The 21,647-nt window shown below is 70.3% G+C and carries 16 protein-coding genes and 1 pseudogene; 8 read left to right on the forward strand and 9 right to left on the reverse strand.

Annotated elements, in window-relative coordinates:
- Window positions 1-618 precede the first annotated feature (618 nt).
- The 4 genes and pseudogenes from U5640_RS37360 (at window position 619) to U5640_RS37375 (ending at window position 6,453) form a co-directional block, all read left to right on the forward strand.
- Entirely contained in the window at window positions 619-3,141 is a 2,523-nt protein-coding gene (locus U5640_RS37360) for a hypothetical protein (protein ID WP_340383173.1), read from the forward strand.
- Window positions 3,142-3,188: 47 nt separating this feature from the next.
- Window positions 3,189-3,314, forward strand: a pseudogene (locus tag U5640_RS37365) (LacI family DNA-binding transcriptional regulator); the annotation flags it as partial.
- A gap of 35 nt (window positions 3,315-3,349) precedes the next feature.
- Window positions 3,350-5,560, forward strand: coding sequence for a Mu transposase C-terminal domain-containing protein (locus tag U5640_RS37370; RefSeq protein ID WP_340383175.1), 2,211 nt, complete (start codon window positions 3,350-3,352; stop codon window positions 5,558-5,560).
- Window positions 5,561-5,844: 284 nt separating this feature from the next.
- On the forward strand, window positions 5,845-6,453 hold the full coding sequence (locus U5640_RS37375) for a hypothetical protein (protein WP_340383177.1): 609 nt from the start codon (window positions 5,845-5,847) through the stop codon (window positions 6,451-6,453).
- A gap of 228 nt (window positions 6,454-6,681) precedes the next feature.
- Here the strand turns inward: U5640_RS37375 and U5640_RS37380 are convergent, their stop codons facing one another.
- Complete coding sequence (locus U5640_RS37380) at window positions 6,682-7,077, reverse strand: helix-turn-helix transcriptional regulator (RefSeq protein ID WP_340383179.1); 396 nt, start codon at window positions 7,075-7,077, stop codon at window positions 6,682-6,684.
- Window positions 7,078-7,229: 152 nt separating this feature from the next.
- Here U5640_RS37380 and U5640_RS37385 point away from each other — a divergent pair, with 152 nt between their 5' ends.
- The 3 genes from U5640_RS37385 to U5640_RS37395 all read left to right on the forward strand — a co-directional run bounded on the left by U5640_RS37385 (window position 7,230) and on the right by U5640_RS37395 (window position 11,245).
- Window positions 7,230-8,051 carry a hypothetical protein gene (locus U5640_RS37385; RefSeq protein ID WP_340383181.1) on the forward strand — a complete coding sequence of 274 codons (822 nt, stop codon included), beginning with the start codon at window positions 7,230-7,232 and terminating at the stop codon, window positions 8,049-8,051.
- Between the two features lie 225 nt (window positions 8,052-8,276).
- Window positions 8,277-9,203 (forward strand): hypothetical protein, encoded by a 927-nt coding sequence (locus U5640_RS37390; protein ID WP_340383183.1) that lies wholly within the window; start codon window positions 8,277-8,279, stop codon window positions 9,201-9,203.
- Entirely contained in the window at window positions 9,200-11,245 is a 2,046-nt protein-coding gene (locus U5640_RS37395) for a hypothetical protein (protein ID WP_340383185.1), read from the forward strand. The genes U5640_RS37390 and U5640_RS37395 overlap by 4 nt, the downstream gene beginning before the upstream one ends.
- 96 nt (window positions 11,246-11,341) lie before the next feature.
- Here the strand turns inward: U5640_RS37395 and U5640_RS37400 are convergent, their stop codons facing one another.
- The 7 genes from U5640_RS37400 to U5640_RS37430 form a co-directional block, all read right to left on the reverse strand.
- A complete protein-coding gene (locus U5640_RS37400) occupies window positions 11,342-12,091 on the reverse strand; it encodes an SDR family oxidoreductase (protein ID WP_340383187.1) in 750 nt (249 codons plus the stop codon).
- Window positions 12,088-13,059 (reverse strand): fumarylacetoacetate hydrolase family protein, encoded by a 972-nt coding sequence (locus U5640_RS37405; RefSeq protein ID WP_340383189.1) that lies wholly within the window; start codon window positions 13,057-13,059, stop codon window positions 12,088-12,090. Before U5640_RS37405 ends, U5640_RS37400 begins: the two co-directional genes overlap by 4 nt.
- A 125-nt stretch (window positions 13,060-13,184) precedes the next feature.
- Complete coding sequence (locus U5640_RS37410; RefSeq protein WP_340383191.1) at window positions 13,185-14,123, reverse strand: VOC family protein; 939 nt, start codon at window positions 14,121-14,123, stop codon at window positions 13,185-13,187.
- 14 nt (window positions 14,124-14,137) lie between these two features.
- Window positions 14,138-15,136, reverse strand: a complete 999-nt coding sequence (locus tag U5640_RS37415) for an amidohydrolase family protein (RefSeq protein ID WP_340383194.1) — start codon at window positions 15,134-15,136, stop codon at window positions 14,138-14,140.
- On the reverse strand, window positions 15,133-16,305 hold the full coding sequence (locus U5640_RS37420; protein WP_340383196.1) for an FAD-dependent oxidoreductase: 1,173 nt from the start codon (window positions 16,303-16,305) through the stop codon (window positions 15,133-15,135). The genes U5640_RS37415 and U5640_RS37420 overlap by 4 nt, the downstream gene beginning before the upstream one ends.
- Before the next feature lie 190 nt (window positions 16,306-16,495).
- Complete coding sequence (locus U5640_RS37425) at window positions 16,496-17,458, reverse strand: cyclase family protein (RefSeq protein WP_340383198.1); 963 nt, start codon at window positions 17,456-17,458, stop codon at window positions 16,496-16,498.
- On the reverse strand, window positions 17,455-18,441 hold the full coding sequence (locus U5640_RS37430) for a fumarylacetoacetate hydrolase family protein (protein WP_340383200.1): 987 nt from the start codon (window positions 18,439-18,441) through the stop codon (window positions 17,455-17,457). Before U5640_RS37430 ends, U5640_RS37425 begins: the two co-directional genes overlap by 4 nt.
- A gap of 152 nt (window positions 18,442-18,593) precedes the next feature.
- Here U5640_RS37430 and U5640_RS37435 point away from each other — a divergent pair, with 152 nt between their 5' ends.
- The gene (locus tag U5640_RS37435; RefSeq protein WP_340383202.1) at window positions 18,594-19,559 is read left to right on the forward strand and encodes a LysR family transcriptional regulator; all 966 of its coding nucleotides are present in this window, start codon (window positions 18,594-18,596) and stop codon (window positions 19,557-19,559) included.
- 653 nt (window positions 19,560-20,212) lie between these two features.
- On the opposite strand, the gene U5640_RS37440 is transcribed toward U5640_RS37435, so the two are convergent.
- A complete protein-coding gene (locus U5640_RS37440; protein ID WP_340383204.1) occupies window positions 20,213-21,505 on the reverse strand; it encodes an MFS transporter in 1,293 nt (430 codons plus the stop codon).
- Window positions 21,506-21,647: the final 142 nt, after the last annotated feature.

A 21,647-nucleotide genomic window follows, 5' to 3' on the forward strand; every position in this document is an offset into this window, starting at 1 on the left:
CGCCCTGCGGCTCGGTTGCCGTCCCTGCGTCACGGAGCGTCAGTTCGGGTTTGTGATGCCGGGACGTTCTGGCACGGGAGTTCGTCGCTCCGGCCAATACCGGAGTGAAGCGTGGACGGCTCGCCGGGCGGCGCCTCCACGGACCTGTAGGCCGTATCAAGGGCTCGCACACAGCCGATCCGGTCGGTGCGAGATGTGCCGGTAACGTAGCCGCCACGGTGGGGTCAGGCAAGACTCTCTGAAACGTTTTTTATCGTGCCGACCTTAAAGTGACCACACTTCGGGCGCTGCACGGCACGCAACGAAACAGGCGGCCTTCGGTCACTTCGGACCGGCGTGAACCTTCTTCACCCATAGCTATCACCTCCATGATCCGAGTGCAGTGAGCCGGATTTCGCCAGGCATGACCAGGCGAACCTTCACTGCGGCGTCCGTCAGCGGCCGACCGTCCCAGCGATCGTTCTAAAACGATTCACATCATTCGGAAGCGGCTTGGAGTCGGTGGCGAAATAACTGGATCAACTACCTACCAACTAGTTGGCCGGGTGTGCTCTACTGTGCCCGACCGGCAGGCCGCAGGCAAGAGCCGGTTTCAGCGAACACCACCGGAGCCCTCCCATGACCGACGTCACTGCAGCCTTGGCCTCCCCCGACGGCGCCGCCCCGTCCCCGCCCCCCGCGCGCGGCACCCATGCGGTCCTGCGTGAGTCCTCCTGGAAGGCGCACTGGATCGGGCCACAGCTGCCACAACCCGAGTCCGCGGGACTCGCTCCGCCGGCTACCCGCGCCCCTTTCGGCCGTTACCTCTTCCGCACGTCGTTCGACCTCGCCGCCGTGCCGCACTCCATCCCGGCCCGGATGACCGCCGACGCGCGCTATGTCGTCCATCTCAACGGACGCGAGGCCGGACGCGGTCCCGTGCGCTCCCAGCCACGGCGCCTGCACTACGACGACATCGACCTGGCGCCGCTCGCGCTGCCGGGCGAGAACACACTGGTCGTCGTGGTCACCTACTACGGCCACGCCAACTCCCTCTGGCAGCCCGCCGCCGCGAACGCGACCCTGGGGCGCGACGCCGTGCTCGTGTTCGAAGCGGATCTCGGTGACCGGCTGCTGGTGACGGACGGCAGCTGGCAGGTGCTGGACCCCGGCGCCTGGCACCTGGCCGCGGCAGAAGGCATCCACGGAGTGCCCGTCGAGTGCCTCGACGCCCGCAGGCTGCCGCCCGACTGGCAGACCGGCGCGCCCGACGCCCCATGGCGCCCCGCATCCGTCATTCCGGCCACCCATCTCGGCGCACTGGCCCGCAGCAGGCCGCCCACCGACCCGTACGGTCCCCTCCTGCCCCGTCCGATCGGATCGCTCGGCGGAGCCCGGTGCACCCCGACCGCCGCCGCGGTGGCCCCGTGTGCCGAGGGTCCCGACCATCCGCACCCGGTCGCCCGGGTCCGCGCCCACCTGGCAGGCACGGACCGACCGCCCCCCACGCCCATCGTGTTGCCGGTGGAACTCGACCTCGGCCCGGACAGGTCACAGCACCTGGTCGTCGACATGGGACGGATCGTCTGCGGCTTCGTCACCGTCGACCTGGAGGCACCTTGGGGGACCCGGATCGATCTGATGTACCGGGAGTCGCCGTACACGCCGGGGGTACCTGATCCGATCTCCTCTCCGAACACCGGCGCCCGCTATGTCGCGCGTGGCCACGGGGATCGCTTCGAGGCCCTCGAAGTCAACGGCTTCCGCTACCTCCATGCCCTGATCAGCGGGGACGGCCCGGTCCGCGTCAACGATGTCGAGGTGCGTGAACACCTCTACCCGCGGGCGGGGAACGCGTACTTCCGCAGTAGCGACCCCGAGCTGGACGCCCTCTACACGGCCGGGATGCGGACCGTGGAGCTCAATTCCCACGACGCCTTCATCGACTGCCCGACCCGTGAGCAGCGCGCCTGGGTGGGGGACGGCGTGGTACACCAGATGGTGCACCTGACCACTTCCACCGACTGGCGACTCGCGTGGCGGTACGTCGAAATGGGGAACTCACCGCGTTCGGACGGCATCCTGCCGATGAGCGTGGTCGGCGACATCGAACAGGGCGGGGGTACGACCATCCCGGACTGGTCGCTGCACTGGCTGCACGGCGTCCACAACCTTTACCGCTACACCGCCGACCGGGACCGGCTGGCCGAACTCGCCCCCGCCGCACGGCGGGTCCTGGCCTGGTACCTGCCCTACCTCACCGCCGACGGCGTGCTCAGCAACGTACCCGAGTGGAACCTGGTGGACTGGTCAAGCGTGTTCGCCAATGACGCGAGTTCTGTCGTCACCGCCCTGTGGGCGCGGGGCCTCGCCGAATACGCCGACATCAGCGCCCTGCTGGGCAACCACGCTGACGCAGCCTGGGCGGCCGGTCTGTGGGAGCGGGTCCGTACCGGTTTCGAGGTCTTCTGGGACGAGCTCCGCGGCACCTACCTGGACCACATCGTGGAGGGCTCACCCCAGCCCGCGACGTCCCAGGCGGCCGGCGCCGCCGCCATCGCCTCCGGACTCGCTCCCGCCGAGCGCCATCAACGGATCATCGACCGCATCATGGACCCGTCCCGTCTGGTCATCCGCTCCTGGATCGGCGGCGATGGCGGCTACGACGAACGCAAGATGGCGGACGAGCGGCGCGGTGTCCGGCGCATCGACTGGGACACGGAGGAAGAGGTCGTCCGGGCCCAGCCCTTTCTCAGCTACCTGGTCCACGACGCGGCAGCCATCGCCGGGAGAACTGCCGATCTGGTCCGCGCGATGCGCGACTGGAGCGTCTTCCTCCATGACGGCTACGACACCTTCGGCGAGTGCTGGGGATGGGGATCACCTGTCCACGGCTGGAGTTCGACCCCAACCCGTGACCTGGTCACCCATGTCCTCGGTGTCACCCCCGCCGAGCCGGGCTTCACCCGTGCCCGCATCGCACCCGCCTACGGCCTGCTGGAACGGGCCGAGGGTGCGGCTCCGACTCCGGTCGGCCTGTTGTCGGTGGCCCTCGACGGCACGGGCATCGAGGTGGACAGTCCGTTGGCGTACGTGCTGGTGATGCCCGACGGGCGGGAGCGGGAGTACGGCGCCGGGCACCTCCGGTTGGCCTTCGGCTGAGCGGCCACGGAGTCACCTTGTCAGCGTCCGTACCCGCAGGGAGCAGCATGGCGAAGCGCATCGCGGAAAGGGACCGGCCGACCCTGACCTGTATCGCCAAAGCGGCCGGAGTGTCCGTGGCGACCGTGTCGAAGGTGGTCGACGGCCGCCGCGATGTCTCCCCGGGAACCAGGCTCGCGTCGCGCGGCTGCTCCTGGAGCACCACTACGTGGCGCGCGGCATCGGCGGTGCGCAGAAACCGGTACACATCGTCGACCTGGCCTTCGACCGGCTGCCCGACCTCACCAACCTGGCGATCGTGCAAGGGGTGACGGAGGTGGCCGCCGAGACCGGAGTCGACGTCGTCGTCGGAGCGGCACCTGACGACCCGTACCAGGCGGAAGGGCTCGACGGACTGGTCGACGGACGCGCCGTGCGGGAGCGGACTCCCGGCGCACACCAGGACCCACGCGTCCTGGAAGTGCTGCTGACGCTCATGGCGGAAGAGGTCCGGCAAGGGAGTAACACGTCAGCCGAGGAGTACCGGCGGTTGGTCGGTCGCATGCTGGATATGCGATACGGCATCGGCGCGGTACCCCTGCCATCACGCTCCACGTTCCAGCGGCTGGTGAAAATGATCCGGGACCAGCACGGCGACGCACGTGGCATCACCCTGATCGACAAGAAGGGAATCAGGCTCTCCCGCCCTGGCGAGCGCGTCCTCGTCGACACGTTCGAGCTGCCACTTCCCGCGCACATGGCCGGCCCTTCCCTGCGATCAGTGCGGATGACGGTCGCGATGGACGAACTGACGCACATGATCTGCACGTTGACGGTTCACATGCCCCACGACGCAGTGGACGGCCCGGCTCTGCTGGCCCGCCTGTGCGGTCCGCCTGCCCTTCGAACTGCGTATGTCAGCAGTGATGAGCACGCGCCCGTACCGCTGATCCTGCCTGAATCACTGGTTCTCGACGGTTCACAGATGCGCCGGTGGCGCGAGTTCCAGAACGAGTGCCGCGCCATGGGCATCCGGATCGAGAAGCGACGTCCGGTGGAAAAGACGGGTGGAGAGCGGATCATCAGCAGACTCGTCACCGTCTTCAGCGCGGAGCTGACGACGCTCGCGGGAGACCCCCCACACGACGACGTCTCTCGCATCAGCTGGTTGCAGGACCGGGCCGAGCAATGGGTGGAATCGGTCTGGCAACACCAGCCCCAATGGAAACTGCAGGCACCAGGTGGCCTGCGCCGACACGCGACGCCCTCTTCGGCGTACGAAGCCTGCGTCGCCAGGCTGGGGTGGGTACATCTGCCCCTGGGCAGGCGCGCGAGGATGCACCTTCTGCCCAGCGTGACCCGTCAGGTGACGGAGAAGGGCCTGTTCGTCAAGGGGCATCGCTACTCCCACGTCGAACTCGCCTCGCTGCGGTCAACTCGCCCTGTCAAGGTGCGATTTGACCCGTACGACCTCCGTCAGGTGTGGGTCCGCACGAGAACGGATGTCTGGTTGGAGGCACCCCTGGCCATCGGCGTCTCGGGGCAGCCGCCCTCCAGGCGGACCTGGAGGGCGGTCGGCACTTCGCACCGATCCCTGCCCGATGTCCCCACTCGAAAGCCGTCGGCCGAGCTGGACTCGGCCCAGGAACGGCTTTCCTACCACGCTCAACTCCCCATTCTCCGCACGCCCTTGCTCCAAGAGGTAATCCGGCTCAGCGCCCGACTTGCCCTCTTGAACCGGACTACCACGGGCGGGAGACAAGGCCTGTTGATCACTGGACCGCCTCGCAGCGGAAAGACCACCGCGCTGCAGGAACTGGGCCGGCATTTCGCTGATGCGACCATCGCCGACCTTCCCCTCGGCCAGGCTGTCTACCTCCGCCTCCACCCGGCCGACAGCGACCGGACAGCACTCCTCCGGCTGGGAAAACTCATCGGCTTCCCTCCTCACCCAGGCAGGATGAGCACAGTCGAGGCCTCCGAGGCGGTCCAGGAAGCCCTGACCTCATCGAAGACCGGTCTGGTCCTGGTGGACGACATCTTTCCGGAAGCCACAACTTCCCCTAGTACACCCCCGGTTGAGGCTCTGAATTACCTGGCAGATCAGGTGCCTGCCCTGTTCGTCTACGCCGCCTCAGACACGGCGGAGAACGCGTTCGCGCCAGCGCACGGGGCAGGTCAGGGACGTCTGGCTCGCGTGCAGGCAGCCCCCGTACCGTACGGGCCGGATTGGCAATGCCTGGTCGAATCCCTCGACAAGGCCCTTCGCCTACGCCGTCACCAGCCCGGCTCTCTGCTCCAACTGGCACCCGCACTGCACCGCAGGACGGGTGGCTGGGCAGGCACCCTGGCCCACCTCGTGCGCTCCGCCTGCATCGACGCGATCCTCTCCGGGCGGGAGGAGATCACCGAACAGGACGTCCGCTCCATGACCGTGTGAACGACGCGGCATCCCAGAGCCGTTGAGCGGGGCAGGCAGCCCAAGAAGCCAGGTTTCATGAGCAACCCCGGATCCGGATGACGCTTGAGACTTGCAATCGTGCACCACCCGGATGCCTCCCTGCTCTCTGCCCTGCTCCGCCCGGCGACTAGGCAGGTGGCAGAAGGTCTGCCTGGGCGCAATACCGATCGCGCACGAGCCATCCCTGCCCGGGTCTGACCGTGTCTGTCCTCCTCTGCCATACGGGCAGACGGCCCGCCTGACTCACCTCTACTGTGGGTGCCATGAGTCGGCTCGAAGGCCACCTGCCCTCGGCAGACTGGGTGGCTCAGGACCTGGAGCAGATGCTCCGCGAGTGCGACGCGCTCATCGAGTCCCACGAAGAGCAACTGCGCCGGCTGCGCGATTCAATCGCCGAGCTCGAAGGGGAGCTTGAGCATGCCCGCGGAAACCGCGAGGCGGCAGCCCGCGTCCTGGAGTCCCTGCGCGCGGCCGTACGAGAAGGCCAGCAGCTGCGCGCCGCCCGAGCTCAGTCGCCGAGTCCGCACCTCCGCGTCGTCCCCGATCCGGAGAGTCCGCCCATGGCACCCACCGATTCCGAGACAGATACGCCCGCGGCCCCGCAGCTCCCTCCCGGAAATCCGGTCGTACTCGTCAGGGGGGAGCGATCCGTGATCCTCATGAAGGTGATCTCGACAGACGGTCAGCGCGAGTGGAGCGCGCGAGCGGTCACCGACGCCCTCGGCGATCCCTCGGACGCCGTCCGCCGAAACCGTTCCGTTCTGGACAACCTCTGCAGGCTCGGCGCACTGGCCAAAACCGAGAGGCCCAACAGCACCGGCACGGGAATGAACGTCTTCTACCGGCTCGCGGCCCCCTGGCGGGCCGCTTGATCCCATGCCGACGCGGGCCGTAAGTCCGAGACCCAGCTACAACTCCACAGCAATAGTCCGCCGCCGCGTTCTAGCCTCCTGGTTGGTAGCCCTGGGCCTCGACACGGCGGCGGTCAGCGCCCAACAGGTCGCCGCTCTCGACGCTACCGGCTTGCCGTAGCGCGCACCGGGCGTTCGGCCAACTCAACCCTGAAGGGTCGAACAGCCATGCCCGAGTGCCCTTTACGTTCAAGGACGGCGTTCGTCACGCTCCGCCGTCTCCACGCCTCGCTGCCGGGTGATCCCCTCGGCCTGAGGCTGTACCTTCCGCCCGCTCTCGTCCCGCGGCCACTCCAGGTGATTGGGCCAGAGCGGCTCCCCGAGAGCACCCTCCAGATTCGCCACGGTCAACAGATCAGGCCACACGGTCCCGGCCAGCACGTTGGCGATCACCTGTCGATTGACGTCACTCGCCTGGGCCAGCGCATTGGCGCTGATCTTCTGACGCTCCATGACCTCCGCGAGCGCCCGGGCCACCACCTGGGCCACCTGCGCCCCGAGGTGGTGATCCATCACGGCGTACGGCCAAGGGCCGTCGACGACGTATGCATACGGCTTTTTGGCACGTCGATTTCCTCCAGGCATGTGAACAGTGTGACGGAGGCGCCGCCAGGATGCGCCCCACCCTCAGCCATGCTACTCAAGTGGCAAGATCTTGTGAGGGCCAACGCCGACGTTCGTATCCGGGAGATTCCCTACGGCCGCATGAACAGGGCTTGTGAGGAAGGAGCCGAGCGGTGACGAGCAGCCGCCGGAACGCCCCCGCTCCGGCCACGAAGCCCCTCCCGACGGACCGGGTCCTGGCTCATGAGCATCTGGCGATCACTCGTGCCTCGTGCGCCGCCAAGGACACCTTCACCGCGCGCGATCTTGAGCAGGTCACAGACGTTCCCGCCCGCCGCTGCGGGCTGGTCATGGCCTTCGTGCGCGCGTACGGACTCATCGAGCAGGCACCAGGGCGAAGCGCCTACCGGCCGACGGAGGCGGGGAAGAAAGTTGCCCAGGCATGGGAAGCGAGCGAGGAGAAGGGTCTGCGCGCACTGCGGGAGGCCTGGCAGAAGTCCTGGTTCGCTCGAGGCGCAAGCCACCGCCTGGCACAGGGTGCCGCGCTGCGGGTCGGTCTCGTGAGCAAACTGATGCGCCTCTCCCAGGCCGACGAGGCGCAGCACCGCAAGGTGGAGATCCTGGTCGACTTGATGGTCGCCGTCGGCATGTTGCGTCCCGAGGACGGTGGTTACCTGCGCTGGAACGAGGGCGCCACCATCCCGAAGCCGCGTGCTCGGTCACGAGCAGAAGCCTCGGACTCCGTAGCGGACGGTGCGCCCGTCGATCCCTCGGACGAGAGCGCGGAGCCTGCTGCTTCCATTCCCTCGCCACGCCCGCACGCCGACCTGCCGGCTTCCGGCACCGCGCACAAGGACCTGATCCGCCTGCTCAGCCCGCCGATCCTGCTGGCCGATCTGGCTCGCCTGTCCGCGGAGGACATGGTCGCCCTCCACGGCCATCTCCGCGGACTGGCCGCGATCCTGGCCAAGTTGAGGGGATCGTCCATGACGTAGACGACCGCACAAACAGAGCAGGTCCGGCAGCGCCGCATCCCTTGGCCGGGTGGCACTGCCGGACCCCCGCTTCCACCACTCCACGCGCGGCACAGCCGCGCTCGAGGGGCTTCGGCATGCCCTCACACAAGGTGAGGGGCACCGCCCACGTTAACGGGCGGGCGCCCCTTCGCGGCAAGACTGTGCCGCGCGCCTGTTCGCGCGGCCGGAAACGGGAAGGTGCCCGTGGCCAGGATAGAAATCAAGAACGCTCTCCTGTCCGTCGCCCGTATCTGGCGGCAACGCGCCGCCTCCGGCGAACTCAGCCTCGAGACCGTCATCCTCTACACCCAGATCGCCGAACGTCTCCAGCGCTTCGCCGAGGCACAAGGCGTGACCCACCTGGACGACGTCTCCCCCCAACTCGCCTCGTACTTCATCGAAGCTCCGGGCCATGACCGGCACCAGGGCATCATCCTCAACCCGGCCGGCAGCACCCGCCGCCAGCGCCGCTCCGCCCTGGAGTCGCTCTTCAAGGAAGCGCGTGCACTCCGCATCACCAAGGCGGCACCGCTCGTCGACCTCCCTCCGATCCCACGAGACCCTCGCAAACAGGGAACCCAACTGACCGACGCTGACATGCAGTTGCTCCGCTTCCACGCGGAACGCGGTATGCCCGCCACCCGGCACGCCGCCCTCCTGGCACTGCTGCTGGCCGGCCTGCACACCGCGGAGATCGCCGCCGCGACCACGGACGACCTCGACCTCACCGAAGCCGAGATCTGGACGGACGGCGCCACCCGGACACGTGGCCGCTGCTGCCTCCTCGACGAGTGGGGCGTGCGGGTGCTGTGGCTGCGCCACTCCCATCTCGTACGCGGTGGGGAGACTGGATCGCCGCCGCGTTTGGTCACCATGGCCTCGTCCGCCTACCGCTCTCAGGCCAGCGTCTGCTCCGGATTCGGCGACATCGCCCGGCGCAGCGGACTGGCCACCCGCGACCGCAGGGTCGAGCCCAAGGACGTCACCCGCTATGTCGCCCGCAGGATCTTCTCCGAGACCGGCCAACTCTCCGAGGTCGCCCGCCGCCTGGGCTTGTCCTCCCTCGACACCGCGGCCGCGCTCGCCGGCCATCGGTGGAACTCTGAGGGCGAAGGCGGTGAGGTGGCGTGACCACGCCCAAGAAACGCTCCCGCCGACCCAAGGGGAAGAGCACCAAGGCCCGCGACTGGCTGTTGGGCCCGATCCCCGACGACGTCTTCGGTTCCGCCTCAGACCCCGCGCCTCAGCCGGGCCCTCAAGCGCCCCCGCTGGCGATCGACGAGCGGTTCGACTTCCTCCTGAGCAATCCCGATCTGTTCGAGGCGGTCCGGCAGGCCCTGCCGGTTCGCGAACCCGGCAGCGTCGGACGCCCGCCGGAGTACCCTCCCTACATCTACTTCGTCTTTCTGTGCTCGATATCCATCTTTCAGTCGGCCCGCAGCACAGCACGACATCTCCAACGCGAACTCTGGTGGAACACGGTACGCGAAGCTGTACGAAAGCACCTGGGGTCCGAGGAAGCCAATTCCCTCAAACCGCTCGGCCCCAGTCTCAGCCAGTGGAACTACTTCTTCGCGAACCATCTAAAAAAACATATGGCTGCCGTTCGTGACGCCAGCCGGGAGTTATGGATTCGCCAAGCTCTCGACATGGGAATGATGGCGGAATCGAGGTCACGCGGAAGCTGGATCCGTCCCGAGCGCGATCAGGTTATCCACGGCGACGCAACAGTCGCCAAACCACCCTCCAAACAAACCCGGCATGTAACCTTGGACAAAAAAACGGGCGAGAAGCGGCGCCGCAGGGTGGACCCAGACGCCAGTTACACCACCGAAGGCGGAGGCCGGAAGGTCTACGGAAATAAGTTCCTCTCCCTCGCCGTCCGCGTGGCCCGTACCCCGCACAGCCGAGTCATCCTCGCGCTGGAATCCATCCGCCACAAGACGAAAAGCCGCGACCCCGAACGGGAAGACGAAGGGACCGCCGTGGTCAGACTCATGCATCACCTGCTGAGCAGGGCACCCGGTGTCCGCGCGTTCACCTACGACACCGCTCTCCGCGGCGTCCATCGAGCCCCTCTGATCGCGGACGGAATCGTAATTTTCACGCGTCAGCACGGCGGACTGGAGCCTCACTCCCTACAGCGTTACGAAAAATGTTACGGAGAAAACGAAAAGTGCAGTCATGACCTCTACACCGCGGAGGGAAGGGTTTGCCAGCGCCACATCACCGTGGACGGGGAAACCTACTACACACCCCTTCCCGTCGAAGAGTTGGAGCGCCGAAAGCAGAAGAAGAGTCGCTTCTACCATCGCCTCGTCATCCCCTGCTCACGTGGCGACCACAAGTTGCGTATTCGCGTGGATGAAACCAAAGAAGACCGTGAAATCGACCCGTCCAGCAAAAAGCCGCGCTTCAACCGGGCCGAACATCTGAGGCAGATCCCACCCGACACCCCCGCCGGTCGCCGACTCCTGGGCTTCCGGCAGGACAGCGAGTCGAACCATTCCCGCTTCGACCAGGCCTACCCACACGAACGAGTCCCCGCCTACGGCGCCAACGCCGGCCTGCTGATCTACATCGGCTTCGCCTGGGTCAACAACTCCATCACTCGAGCCCTGGGTCAGAAGCCACTCGGTCTCGCAGCATGGCCCACCTCTCCACCCGGTCGCAAGCCCCTGCTGAACCGCCCGCACCGCCCGGCCGGACCTACCCCGCCCGGCGGCCAAGACGACCAACCCTCCAGCCACCGCCATGCCAGCCGCTACACTGTGGGCGGTGGCACAGCTGCACGGCAGCCATGCCGCCGCACCTCTGCCGGGAACACGTCTGACGCCCGTCCCATCTGGGCATTAATTTCAGACACATTTTCCGACAGATCCCAGTCTGTCCCGCTCCACTTCCCGGGCATGGCACTTCCGCGCCCGGAACGCGAACGCCGTCGCCGGCTACCTGAACAAGGACGGGTCGCGCTGTTCGACTGCTCCGAGCGGGCATGGCTGAACCAGATGATCGGCCAGCAGAACCCGGCCGACGACCACGGCAAGATCCGCGACGAGCACAGCGGAAAGCTGCTCGCCATCGCGAACAGCTCCACGGCTGTCGGCGCGTTCGCCGTCCAGGGCTCGGACGACGGCACCGCCGACAACCGCCGGCGCATCGTCCGGAACTGACGGTCCGATCAGCCCCCGACGGGGCCGACGGGAACCGCTCGCTCACGGGCTTCCGCCTTGTCTCCTCCCAGCGGTACGTGCCGGGGCCGAGAACGGTCAGGTGTCCCGGCGCAGGGCGTCCGAGATCGGCTTGGCGCCCCCGTGTGCGGTGAGGCCGCCGTCGACCGGGATCTCGGCTCCCGTGATGAAGGACGCCTCGTCGGAGAGGAGGAACGTGACGAGCGGCGCGATCTCGAAGACGGTTCCGGTGCGGCCGAGCGGCGTCCCGCCGAGGTTGGCCTCGCGGAACGCGGGCGGCGCGGAGGCGGTCATCTCGGTCTCGATGAAGCCGGGATGGATGGTGTTCACCCGGATGCCCCGCGGCCCCAGTTCCATGGCGGCGGTGGCCGAGAGGCCGCGCAGCGCCCACTTGCTGGCGGTGTACGCGACCGGGTAGTGGGCGGTCAGCGCCGCCGACGAGCCGACGTTCACGATGGACGCCCCCGGACGCATCAGGGGCGCCAGGTGCTGGATGCCGAGGAGCGGCCCGGTGACGTTGACGGCGTGGACCCGGGCCATGTCCTCGGGGCGCACGTCGTCGATCCGGGCGCGCCAGGTGACGCCGGCGTTGTTGACCAGGCCGTGCACCTGCCCGTACGTCTCCCGCAGGTAGACGGCGAGCGCCTCCCAGTCCTGCTCGCTGGTGACGTCCAGGCGACGGCAGCCGGGTGCCTCGGTCCTGTCGGTGGCGATCACCCGGGCGCCCTCACGGCTCAATGCCTCGGCCTCCGCGGCGCCCTGGCCGCGCGCCGCCCCCGTGACCACGACGACCTTGCCCAGCAGCCGCTGGGGACGCGGCTCGCTCACGGCCGCTCCCGCGAGCGGCGCCGGCCGACCGGAACCGGCAGGACGTCCCCGCCGGCCACCACGGTGTTGGACGTGCTGCCGATGCCCTCGACGGTGAGGGTGACGGTGTCTCCGGGCTTCAGCGGCGGCGGGTCCTGCCTGCCCCGGACGCCCCACAGCTCGGCGAGGCAGCCGCCGTTGCCGCAGGTGCCCGAGCCGAGGACGTCACCGGGACGCACCCAGGTGCCGCGCGAGGCGTAGGCGACCATCTCCTCGAACGTCCAGCTCATGTTGGACAGCAGGTCCTCGCCGACCACCTCGCCGTTGATCTCGGCGGTCAGCCCGAGCCGCAGGAAGCCGTCGGCGTCGCGGTGCTTCTCCAGTTCGTCGGCGGTGACGAGGTACGGGCCCAGGGTGGTGGCGGTGTCCTTGCCCTTGCAGGGGCCGAGGCCGACCTTCATCTCGGCGGCCTGCAGGTCGCGGGCGGACCAGTCGTTGAGGACGGTGTAGCCGACGATGTGGTCGCGGGCCTGCTCGGGCGTGAGGTCGCGGCCCTCCTTGCCGATCACCGCGGCGACCTCGAGTTCGAAGTCGAGGACGCTCGACCCCGGGGGCACGGGGATGTCGTCGTGCGGGCCGTACACGGCGTAGGGGTTGGTGAAGTAGAACGTCGGGGCGGCGTACCACCGCTCCGGTACTCCGGCGGCCCCGTCGACGGACCGCCGTACGCCCTCGACGTGTTCCTCGAAGGTGACGAAGTCCCGCACGGTCGGCGGTTGGAGGGGGGACAGCAGCCGTACCTCGGAGACGTGGGGGCCGGCCGGGAGGCCGGGTGGCGCGGAGCCCGCGCCGAGCAGTCCGGGCAGACCGCCCGCCGCGCCGAGCAGGCCGGTCAGGGAGCGGACACCGGGCAGGGGACGGAGGGTGCCGTCCTCCGCGACGACGGCCACATGGTGGCGGTCGTGGTACTCGTACGAGGCGAAACGCATGGTGGGGTCCTGTCGGCGGGGGGCGGACACGAGGGGCCGGGGGCGCGGCGGGGAGTCAGGGCATGACAGGGCTGCCACGCCCCCGGTGACGGGGGCCCACCGCCGGGACCGGCGGGCCGTTCCGGTCAGACCGGCGGGGCCACGAACACGCCGCGGTCGACGTCGTTGAACGACTCCTTGGCGATCAGTTCGTTCATCGGGTTGGCGGTGCCCCACTGGTCGGTGACCTCGGGCCGGGAGAAGTCGTAGACGTGGGGGTGCCAGGTGTCCTCGTCCAGCTCCTCCAGCTCGGTGGTGTACTCCACCGTGTTGCCGTGCGGGTCGAGGAAGTAGGTGAAGGTGTTGTCGCCCGCCATGTGCCGGCCCGGACCCCACACTTTCTGGAAGCCGGCCCGCATCACGCGGCCGGAGCCCCTCATGTACTCGTCCAGGCCGCGCATCTCGAAGGAGACGTGGTGCAGGGAGGTGTGCGGGCCCTTCGCGAGCGCCATGGAGTGGTGCTGGTTGCTGATCCGCAGGAAGTGCATGACCTCGCCCATGTGCGGCGAGCTCAGGGTGTCGGAGAGACGGAAGCCGAGGTGGGTCTCGTACCACGCGCGGGTCCTGTCGAGGTCCGGCGAGTTGAGCACGACGTGCGAGAGCTTGACCGGGATGGCCTCCTTCTCCTCGATCCTGCGGTGCCGCCGTACCTCGACGTCCGCGGAGACCTCGATGGTGCGGCCGTCCACGTCGAAGAAGCGGAAGCCGTAACCGCCGCCGGGGGTCTCGACCTTGCCCGGCCTGGAGATCAGCTGCACGCCCCCCGCGAGCAGCCGTTCGGCGAGGGTGTCCACGTCGGCCGCGCTCCCGGCGCCGTAGGAGACCAGGTCGAGCCGCTTCTCGTCGGCCTTGCGCAGCCGGACGACGTACTGCTCGGGGCTGCCCTCGGCGGCGAGGAAGGAGATGCCGGAGTCCTCGGCGACCTTGGTCAGGCCCCAGACGCCGGCGTAGAAGTCGAGCTGCTTGTCGTAGTCGGGCACGGCGAGGTCGACGTGCCGGAGATGGGTGAGCAGACGGCTGGTCATGTGGGGGGCCTTCCTCAGGAGAGTTTCAGCAGGGCGACGGCGTTGCCGCCGCGGACGGCGTGGAAGTCGGGGTCGGGCAGCTGGGCGGCGCGCAGGGCGGCGACCGGGTCCTCGGCGCCCATGTCGAAGGCGTGGTCGGAGCCGAGCAGGACCCGGTCCGCGCCCGCCGCCCGTACGAGTTCCCGCAGGACGTGCGGGTTGTGGACGAGGGAGTCGAAGTAGAGGCGTCCGAGGTAGCTGCTGGGCGGGTGGGCGCAGCCGGCGGCGGCGTCGGAGCGGGCGGACCAGGCGTGGTCGGAGCGGCCGATGTGCGTGGGCAGGTAGCCGCCGCCGTGGGCCGCGATCAGCTTCAGACCCGGATGCCGGTCCAGCACGCCGGAGAAGATCAGGTGCGACAGGGCGACCGCGTTCTCCACCGGCTGGCCCACGACGTTGGACAGGTACCACTGGTCGAGGCGCTCGTCGAGCGTGCAGCCGAAGGGGTGCAGGAAGAGGATCGCGCCGGTCTCCTCGGCCCGGGTCCAGAACGGTTCGTAGGCCGGGTCGGAGAGTTCGCGGCCGGGTGCGTGGCTGGAGATCTCGACGCCCAGCAGTCCCAGGTCCAGGGCGTGTTCGAGGGCCCGCACGGCTTGCCGCGGATGTTGCAGGGGGGCGAGCCCGAGCCCGCGCAGGCGCTCGGGGGCGTGGGCGCAGTGGGCGGCCGTCGCCTCGCCCGCGAGCCGGTACACCTTCTCCGCCGTCTCCTCGTCCGCCCAGTAGTGGTAGTGCGACGGGGACGGGCTGACGAGTTGGATGTCCACGCCCTGGGCGTCCATCGCGGCCAGCCGGGCGGTGACGTCGATCATCCTCGGCGCGCGTTCGCGGACCATCGGGCCGCTGACGGCGAGCGCCGCCGGGCCGTTGCGGCGGAGGTCGAGAGCCCGGGCCTCGGCGAGGCCCGGCAGGTCCGCCACCAGGGCGTCGACCTCGGGCAGCAGGACGTGCGCGTGCACGTCGACCGTGGGCGCCGTCACGGCAGCTCCTTCAGCAGGTTCATGGTGCGGCCGATCAGGCCCGGCACGTCGGCGTCGCGCACCCCGTCCAGCTGCCACTGTCCGATCTGCACGGACGCCTCCACGACGGTCCGCACCCGTGCGACGCGGCGCTCGTGGAAGCTCTGGAACAGCTCGTCGTCCCAGGGCCGGCCGCTGGTGAGCAGCTCGGCGAGAACGAGGGCGTCCTCCAGGGACATCGCGGCACCCTGGGCCATGGTGGGCGGGCAGCAGTGGGCGGCGTCGCCGATCAGCACGACGCGGCCGCGGTGCCAGGAGCCGTCGACCAACAGGCGGTCGAACCAGGTGTAGTTGACCTTTTGCGGGTCGGTGATGTGCTCGACGATCTCCGGCCAGTACCCGCCGTAGCCCTGTGCGGCGCGGCGCATCTCGTCGGCGTAGGAGGCCGGGTCGATCGAGGCACGGTCACGGCAGGCTTCGACGACGAAGGCGTAGAGGGTGTTCTCGCTGGTGGGGGTGTAACCCGCGATGTAGGCCCGGCCGCCGTAGGCCAGGTCGGAGCGCTCCACGCCGGCGGGGCGCGGAGCCGCGATGCGCCAGATGGCCATGCCGGTCGGCTCGGGTTTGTCGGTGATGCCGATCGCGGCGCGGGTGGCGGAGCCCAGGCCGTCGGCGCCGACCACCAGGTCGTAGCGGCCCTCGGTGCCGTCACTGAAGCGCACCGAGACGCCGTCGGCGTCCTGCTCCAGGGCCTCGGCGGTGGTGCCCAGGCGGACGGTGGCGCCCGAGGCGCGGACCGCGTCGATGAGGATCTGCTGCAGCTGGGGGCGCTGCATGCCGAGGGTGGCGGGCAGGTCGTCACCGCCGGTCCTGATGTCCTCGGCGACGTGCAGCACCGTGCCGTCGGGGGCGGTGATGCCCAGCGTGCCGAAGGCGTATCCGCAGGCGCTCACCTGTTCCCAGACGCCCAGCTCACGCAGGACACGCAGGGCGTTGCCCTGGAGGGTGATGCCGGAGCCGGTGGTGGCGTTCCAGTCGGGTCTGGCCTCGACCAGGTCGACGGCGATGCCGGCGCGGCGCAGCAGGATGGTCACGGCGTTGCCGGAGGCGCCGCCGCCGACGACGAGGACGGTGGGGGTCGCCGCGCGCGCGTGCGGTCGAGAGGGGGGCGAGGTGGGGTTGTCTGCCATGGTCGGGGATACCTCCCGAGGTTCGGCCGCGCGGCTTCGGGCGGCTGGTGTGCGGCTCGCCCGCCGCGAAGGCGGGCCAGGGGACTCTGGTGCCTCACCCGTCGGCGGGTGGAGCGGTGGGGGCCGGATGCGCCGCTGCCGTCCGGGGAAGGACGCATCCGGCCGGGTCCGCGCGCCCTGCTTGACCGGGCTACTTCACGGCGACGGGGTTGACGGGGGAGCCGACGGCGCCGGTGATGGGCAGCGGGGCGGCGGTGAGCCAGAACTCGTACACGCCGTCGTCCGCGCAGTCCGCGGCGAGCGCTTCGAGGTCCCACATCTCGCCGACGAGCAGGCCCATGTTGGGGATGACGATCTGGTGCAGTGGCTGGAAGGCGCCCTCGAACTCGTTGGGCCGGACCTCGAATCCCCAGGTGTCGGTGGCGACCGCGGCGATCTCGGTACGGTGCAGCCAGCCGGCGGTGGTGAACGACAGGCCGGGCGCGGACCCGCCCGCGTACTCGCCCCACCCGTCGCGGCGGACGCGGGCCAGCTGTCCGGTGCGTACGACCACGAGGTCGCCGCGGCCGACGTCCACGCGGTGCGCCTCGGCCGTCGCGGTCAGGTGCTCCTCGGTGATCGCGAACCCGTCGGGCAGCTCTCCCCCGCCCTCGCCGAGGACGCGGCCCACGTCGAGAAGGACCCCGCGCCCGGCGACGTACGGCGCCATGTGCTCGATGCCGGTGACCAGGTCGCCGTCGGAGGTGACCACCTTGTCGGCCCGGCGCCCGTTCCAGGCGAACCCGTGGTCGAAGATGTGCCCGAGCCCGTCCCACTGGGTCGAGCACTGCAACGGCATCGCGATCACGTCGTCCGCCCCGCCGATCCCGTGCGGGAAGCCCTGGTTGCCGAGGGCGGCGTCGGTGCCCGTGTCGAGCATGGTGTGGACCGGGTTGGTGCGGCGGCGCCAGCCCTTCTGCGGGCCGTTCATGTCGAACCGCTGCGAGAGCGAGAAGCTGACGCCCCGCCGGACGAGGGCGGCGCCCTCGCGCCGCTTGGCCTCGGTGAGGAAGTTGAGGGTGCCGAGCACGTCGTCCTCGCCCCAACGCCCCCAGTTCGAGTACGCCTTCGCGGCCTCGGCGATCGCGCCCTCCGGATCCCTGGGGTCGATCATGAGCCGGGCTCCTCGGCGACACAGCGGGTGCGCTGGGTGCCCAGCCCGGTGACGGAGCCCTCCATGACGTCGCCGTCGCGCAACAGCCTGCCCCAGTGCATCCCGTTGCCGGCCGGGCTGCCGGTCAGCACCAGGTCGCCGGGCAGGAGCCGGGAGGTCTGCGAGATGTACGACACCACCCGCGCGACGCCGAAGAGCATGTCCTTGGTGGACTCGTCCTGCATGGTCTCGCCGTTCAGCTTCAGCGTGACGCGCAGGTCGCCCGGGTCCGCGATCGATCCGGCGGGGACGATCCACGGGCCGAGCGGCGTGAAGCCGGGGGCGTTCTTGCAGCGCAGCCAGTCGGTGCCGATGGCCTTCATGTCCCGGCGGAAGACGGTGGCGCGGTCGGTGAGGTCGTTGGCGATCGTGTAGCCGGCGACGTACTCCAGGGCCTCCTCGACGGAGACCCGGTGGGCGGGCTCGCCGATGACGGCCACCAGCTCCAGCTCCCAGTCCGGCTGCTTCGCCCACGCGGGGAGGACGACGTCGTCGTACGGACCGGTGATCGCGCCCGGCAGGCCGATGAACACGTACGGCAGGTCCTCGGCCGCCCTACGGTCCATGATCGCCGCGATCTCGGCGCGTGCCTCCTCCACCGTGCGTGCGTCGTCGGGGGCGCGGTGGGCCACCTCCAGGTCGATCACGTGCTGGCGGTAGTTGGCGCCGGACTGGAAGATCTGCCGGGGCTCGACCGGCGCGTGCACCCGCAGGCCGTCCAGGGGGCGCCACTCCAGGGCGTCTTCGTCCGCGAGGGTGTGCAGGACCGGGAGTGCCTCCTCCCACCGCTCGAGCACGGCACGCACATCGACCGGCTCCCAGGCCAGGGCCCGGCTCAGGTCCAGCACCCGGTCCCGGACCACCAGGCCGGGGAACGGGCGCCCGTCCGCGGCGGAGAGCGTTCCTAGCGCGAACGGGCCGGCGAATTGCGTGCGTGTTGCCATCAGATGTCCTCCCGCTGAGTTGCGGTCTACTCTGACCCTGATCGCCGGATCGGGGAAATGAATCCTATGGATAAGCTTCATCCATGCTGTAGATGCCTTTGCCGTGAAGATCTTCGCTGTGAAGATCTTTTCCGTGTGCCGGGTGGTGTCCGATGAACCTGTCCCGACTCGACCTCAATCTGGTCGTCGCCCTGCGCGCCCTGCTGGAGGAGCGCAACGTCACCCGGGCCGGCGAACGCATCGGTCTGAGCCAGCCCGCGATGAGCGCGGCCCTGTCCCGGCTTCGCCGGCACTTCGACGACGAACTGCTCGCCCGGACCGGCAACGCCTACGAGCTGACCCCGCTCGGGGTCGCCCTCCGCGATCGCAGCGCCACCGCGTGCGACCTGCTGGAGCGCGTCTTCGCCAGCCAGGCGGACTTCGACCCGGCCGCGGAGACCCGCGAGTTCACCCTGCTCGCCTCCGACTACGGCGCCGCCGTCTTCGGTGCCGCCCTCGCCCGCGCCCTGCACCGGGAGGCCCCGGGCGTCCGGCTCACCTTCCAGCACCCGGCGCCCTCCGTCGTGGAGAACACCGGGACCGTGCTCAGCACGGTCGACGGACTGCTGATGCCGCACGGCGTCATCGACGGCTTCCCCGTCGTCGACCTCCACCAGGACCGCTGGCTCTGCCTCGTCGCCGACGACAACCCGGAGGTCGGCGAAGAACTCACCCTCGACCAGCTGGGCCGCCTGCCCTGGGCCGTATACCAGCGCCCCTACGACGCTCCGGCCGCACGCCAGCTCAGCATGCTCGGGATCAGCCCCCGGGTGGAGGTCTCCGTGCAGACCTTCCAGCTGTTGCCCTACATGATCGAGGGCACCCGCCGGGTCGCGATGATCCAGGAGCGCCTGGCCCGCGGAGCGGTCCGTTCCGCCGCGGTACGGGTTCTGCCCTGCCCCTTCGAGGCCGTACCGGTACAGGAGGCGCTGTGGTGGCACCCGGTGCACGCCCAGGACGCGGCCCACATCTGGCTGCGGCACAAGGCCGCGGAGGTGGGCGCGACGCTGACGGGCCGCGCCGCGCAAGAGACCGTCTCCGCCGCGCTGGGTCCGGGGATGGTGCCGGGTCCGATCTGATCCGGGGTGGTGCCGGATCGGATCTGCCCCGGGGGCGGCGGCCTGGGACGCGGCCGGGGCCGCGACGGCGCACCCGCGCGGGCCGTCCCACGGCGGTGCCCGCGCCGCTCCGCGCCGCATCGGGCGGCAGCAGCACCGTCAGCCGCCCCGCTCCGCGCCCGCCGCGCCCGCCGCCCCCGCCGCGCCCGGCCCGGCCCGCCCCGCTCCGCGCCCGCCGCTCCGCGCCCGCCGCCCCGCTCCGCTCCGCCCCGCTCCCGGCCCGGCCCGCCCCGCGCCCGGCCCGGCCCGCTCCGCTCCGCCCCGCTCCCGGCCCGGCCCGCTCCGCTCCGCCCCGCGCCCGCTCCGCGCCCGGCCCGGCCCGCCCCGCTCCGCGCCCGGCCCGCCCCGCTCCGCTCCGCGCCCGCCGCGGCTCGCCCCGCCCCGCTCCGCGCCCGCCGCGGCCCGCCCCGCTCCGACCTCGTCCGGTACGACATGAGAGCTCCGGTCCCGCACGGGAGCGGGCCGGGGCACCTACGGGAGCGGGGGCTCGGGAGACGCATAAGAGCGGGGGCTCGGGGCACGTACGGGAGCGCTGGCTCGGGGGACGCACGGGACGTGGGTCCGGGCACGCACGGTCTCGGTGTGGTCCGGGCCGTCCGCCGGCTTCCGCGGACTCAGGCCACCTGCTCCGGGAGGGGCCGGGGCTCGGCGGCGCCGGTGCGGCGCCGGGCCGCCAGGAGGCCGGCCGCGACGAGGGCGGCGGCCAGCCCCAGCACGCCCACCGCACCGGCGAGACCGCCGACCGCCGACCCCACGGCCAGCAGGACGAGCGGGCAGACGAACTCCCCGCCGAAGAAGGCCGCCATCCACAGCCCCGTGCCCCGGCCGCGGTCCTCGAACGCCAGGCGCGACATGGCGCTCGTGAGCAGGGCCGGCAGCAGCATGCCCGTGCCCACGCAGTTGATCACCGCGCCGACGACGAGCAGCGGCGCGGTTCCCGCCAGGGACATCACCCCGAAGCCGACCGCGCAGACCGTGAGGACCGCGGGCAGCATCGGGTCCGGGGAGCGCTTGAGCCGGGCGAAGGTGACCGCTCCGCGGACGGTGGCGGCGCTCGCGAGCGCGGTGGCCAGTCCGATCACACCGGTGTTCTCCACCCCGAGGTCGTCGAGCAGGTACGCCATCTCCACCGGGACGGTGTAGAAGACCATCGCCCCGAAGAAGGTCAGGGCGCAGATGCCCGCCGACTGCCGCCAGGGGAAGGCGCGGCGGGCCCGGACCGTCGCCGTGCCGGCCGGGGAGGCGTCGCTGGCCGCCCGGGCGGCCGGGGCGGGCAGGGCTGACGCCATCAGCGGGGCGAGGACCAGGCTCACGGCGTAGACCCAGAAGGGCGCCTTCCACCCCGCGGAACCGGCGGCACCGCCGACGGCGAAGAAGACGGTGGCCGACGCGGAGGCGCACATGGTCTGCAGGGCGAGGTACTTCACCCGCCGCCGGCCGGTGTAGTAGTCGCCGATGAGCGTGGTGCAGCACGTCATGATGGCGGCCTCGGCGACCCCCACCAGGGCGCGGCCGGCGATGATGGCGCCCAGCGAGTCCAGGTAGAGCGGGGTCGTTCCGAACACGGCGTACAGCACGGTCGCCACGATCAGCAGGCGCTTGCGGCCCAGCCGGTCCACGATCACCCCGGCGAACGGGGCCAGCAGCGCCAGCGACAGCGCCGGGACGGTCAGGGCGAGGGGGACCAGTGCCTCGGCACCCGGTACCGACGCGAAGTGGTCCTGCATCTTCGGCAGCACCGGGGCGATCAGCACCGCCCCCAGGATCGGCAGACAGCTGCCCGCCATCAGCAGGGTCACCCGCAGCAGATGCGCCGGACCCGAAACGGCGACAGAGGACGGGACCGCATCATCGACCGCGGGCGGAGGCGGCGGGACGGAACCAAGGCGCGGGACGGAACCAGGCATGGCGTCTCCATGGGACGGCGTACGGAAGGCGTACGGAAGCGGGCATGCCTTCACGGGCACCGACGGCGCACGGCATGCCGGGGAGGGCCGCACGCGGCCGCCGATCCGGACAGCGGGGGTGCGGGCAGGGACGACTATGGGC

The sequence above is a fragment of the Streptomyces sp. SS7 genome (assembly GCF_037993025.1).
GTDB lineage: Bacteria > Actinomycetota > Actinomycetes > Streptomycetales > Streptomycetaceae > Streptomyces.

Coding starts and splice junctions, on each gene's coding strand:
- U5640_RS37360 (WP_340383173.1), top strand. CDS start 619: ATGACCGACGTCACTGCAGCCTTGGCCTCCCCCGACGGCGCCGCCCCG.
- U5640_RS37375 (WP_340383177.1), top strand. CDS start 5,845: ATGAGTCGGCTCGAAGGCCACCTGCCCTCGGCAGACTGGGTGGCTCAG.
- U5640_RS37380 (WP_340383179.1), bottom strand. CDS start 7,077: ATGCCTGGAGGAAATCGACGTGCCAAAAAGCCGTATGCATACGTCGTC.
- U5640_RS37405 (WP_340383189.1), bottom strand. CDS start 13,059: ATGCGTTTCGCCTCGTACGAGTACCACGACCGCCACCATGTGGCCGTC.
- U5640_RS37410 (WP_340383191.1), bottom strand. CDS start 14,123: ATGACCAGCCGTCTGCTCACCCATCTCCGGCACGTCGACCTCGCCGTG.
- U5640_RS37420 (WP_340383196.1), bottom strand. CDS start 16,305: ATGGCAGACAACCCCACCTCGCCCCCCTCTCGACCGCACGCGCGCGCG.
- U5640_RS37425 (WP_340383198.1), bottom strand. CDS start 17,458: ATGATCGACCCCAGGGATCCGGAGGGCGCGATCGCCGAGGCCGCGAAG.
- U5640_RS37430 (WP_340383200.1), bottom strand. CDS start 18,441: ATGGCAACACGCACGCAATTCGCCGGCCCGTTCGCGCTAGGAACGCTC.
- U5640_RS37435 (WP_340383202.1), top strand. CDS start 18,594: ATGAACCTGTCCCGACTCGACCTCAATCTGGTCGTCGCCCTGCGCGCC.
- U5640_RS37440 (WP_340383204.1), bottom strand. CDS start 21,505: ATGCCTGGTTCCGTCCCGCGCCTTGGTTCCGTCCCGCCGCCTCCGCCC.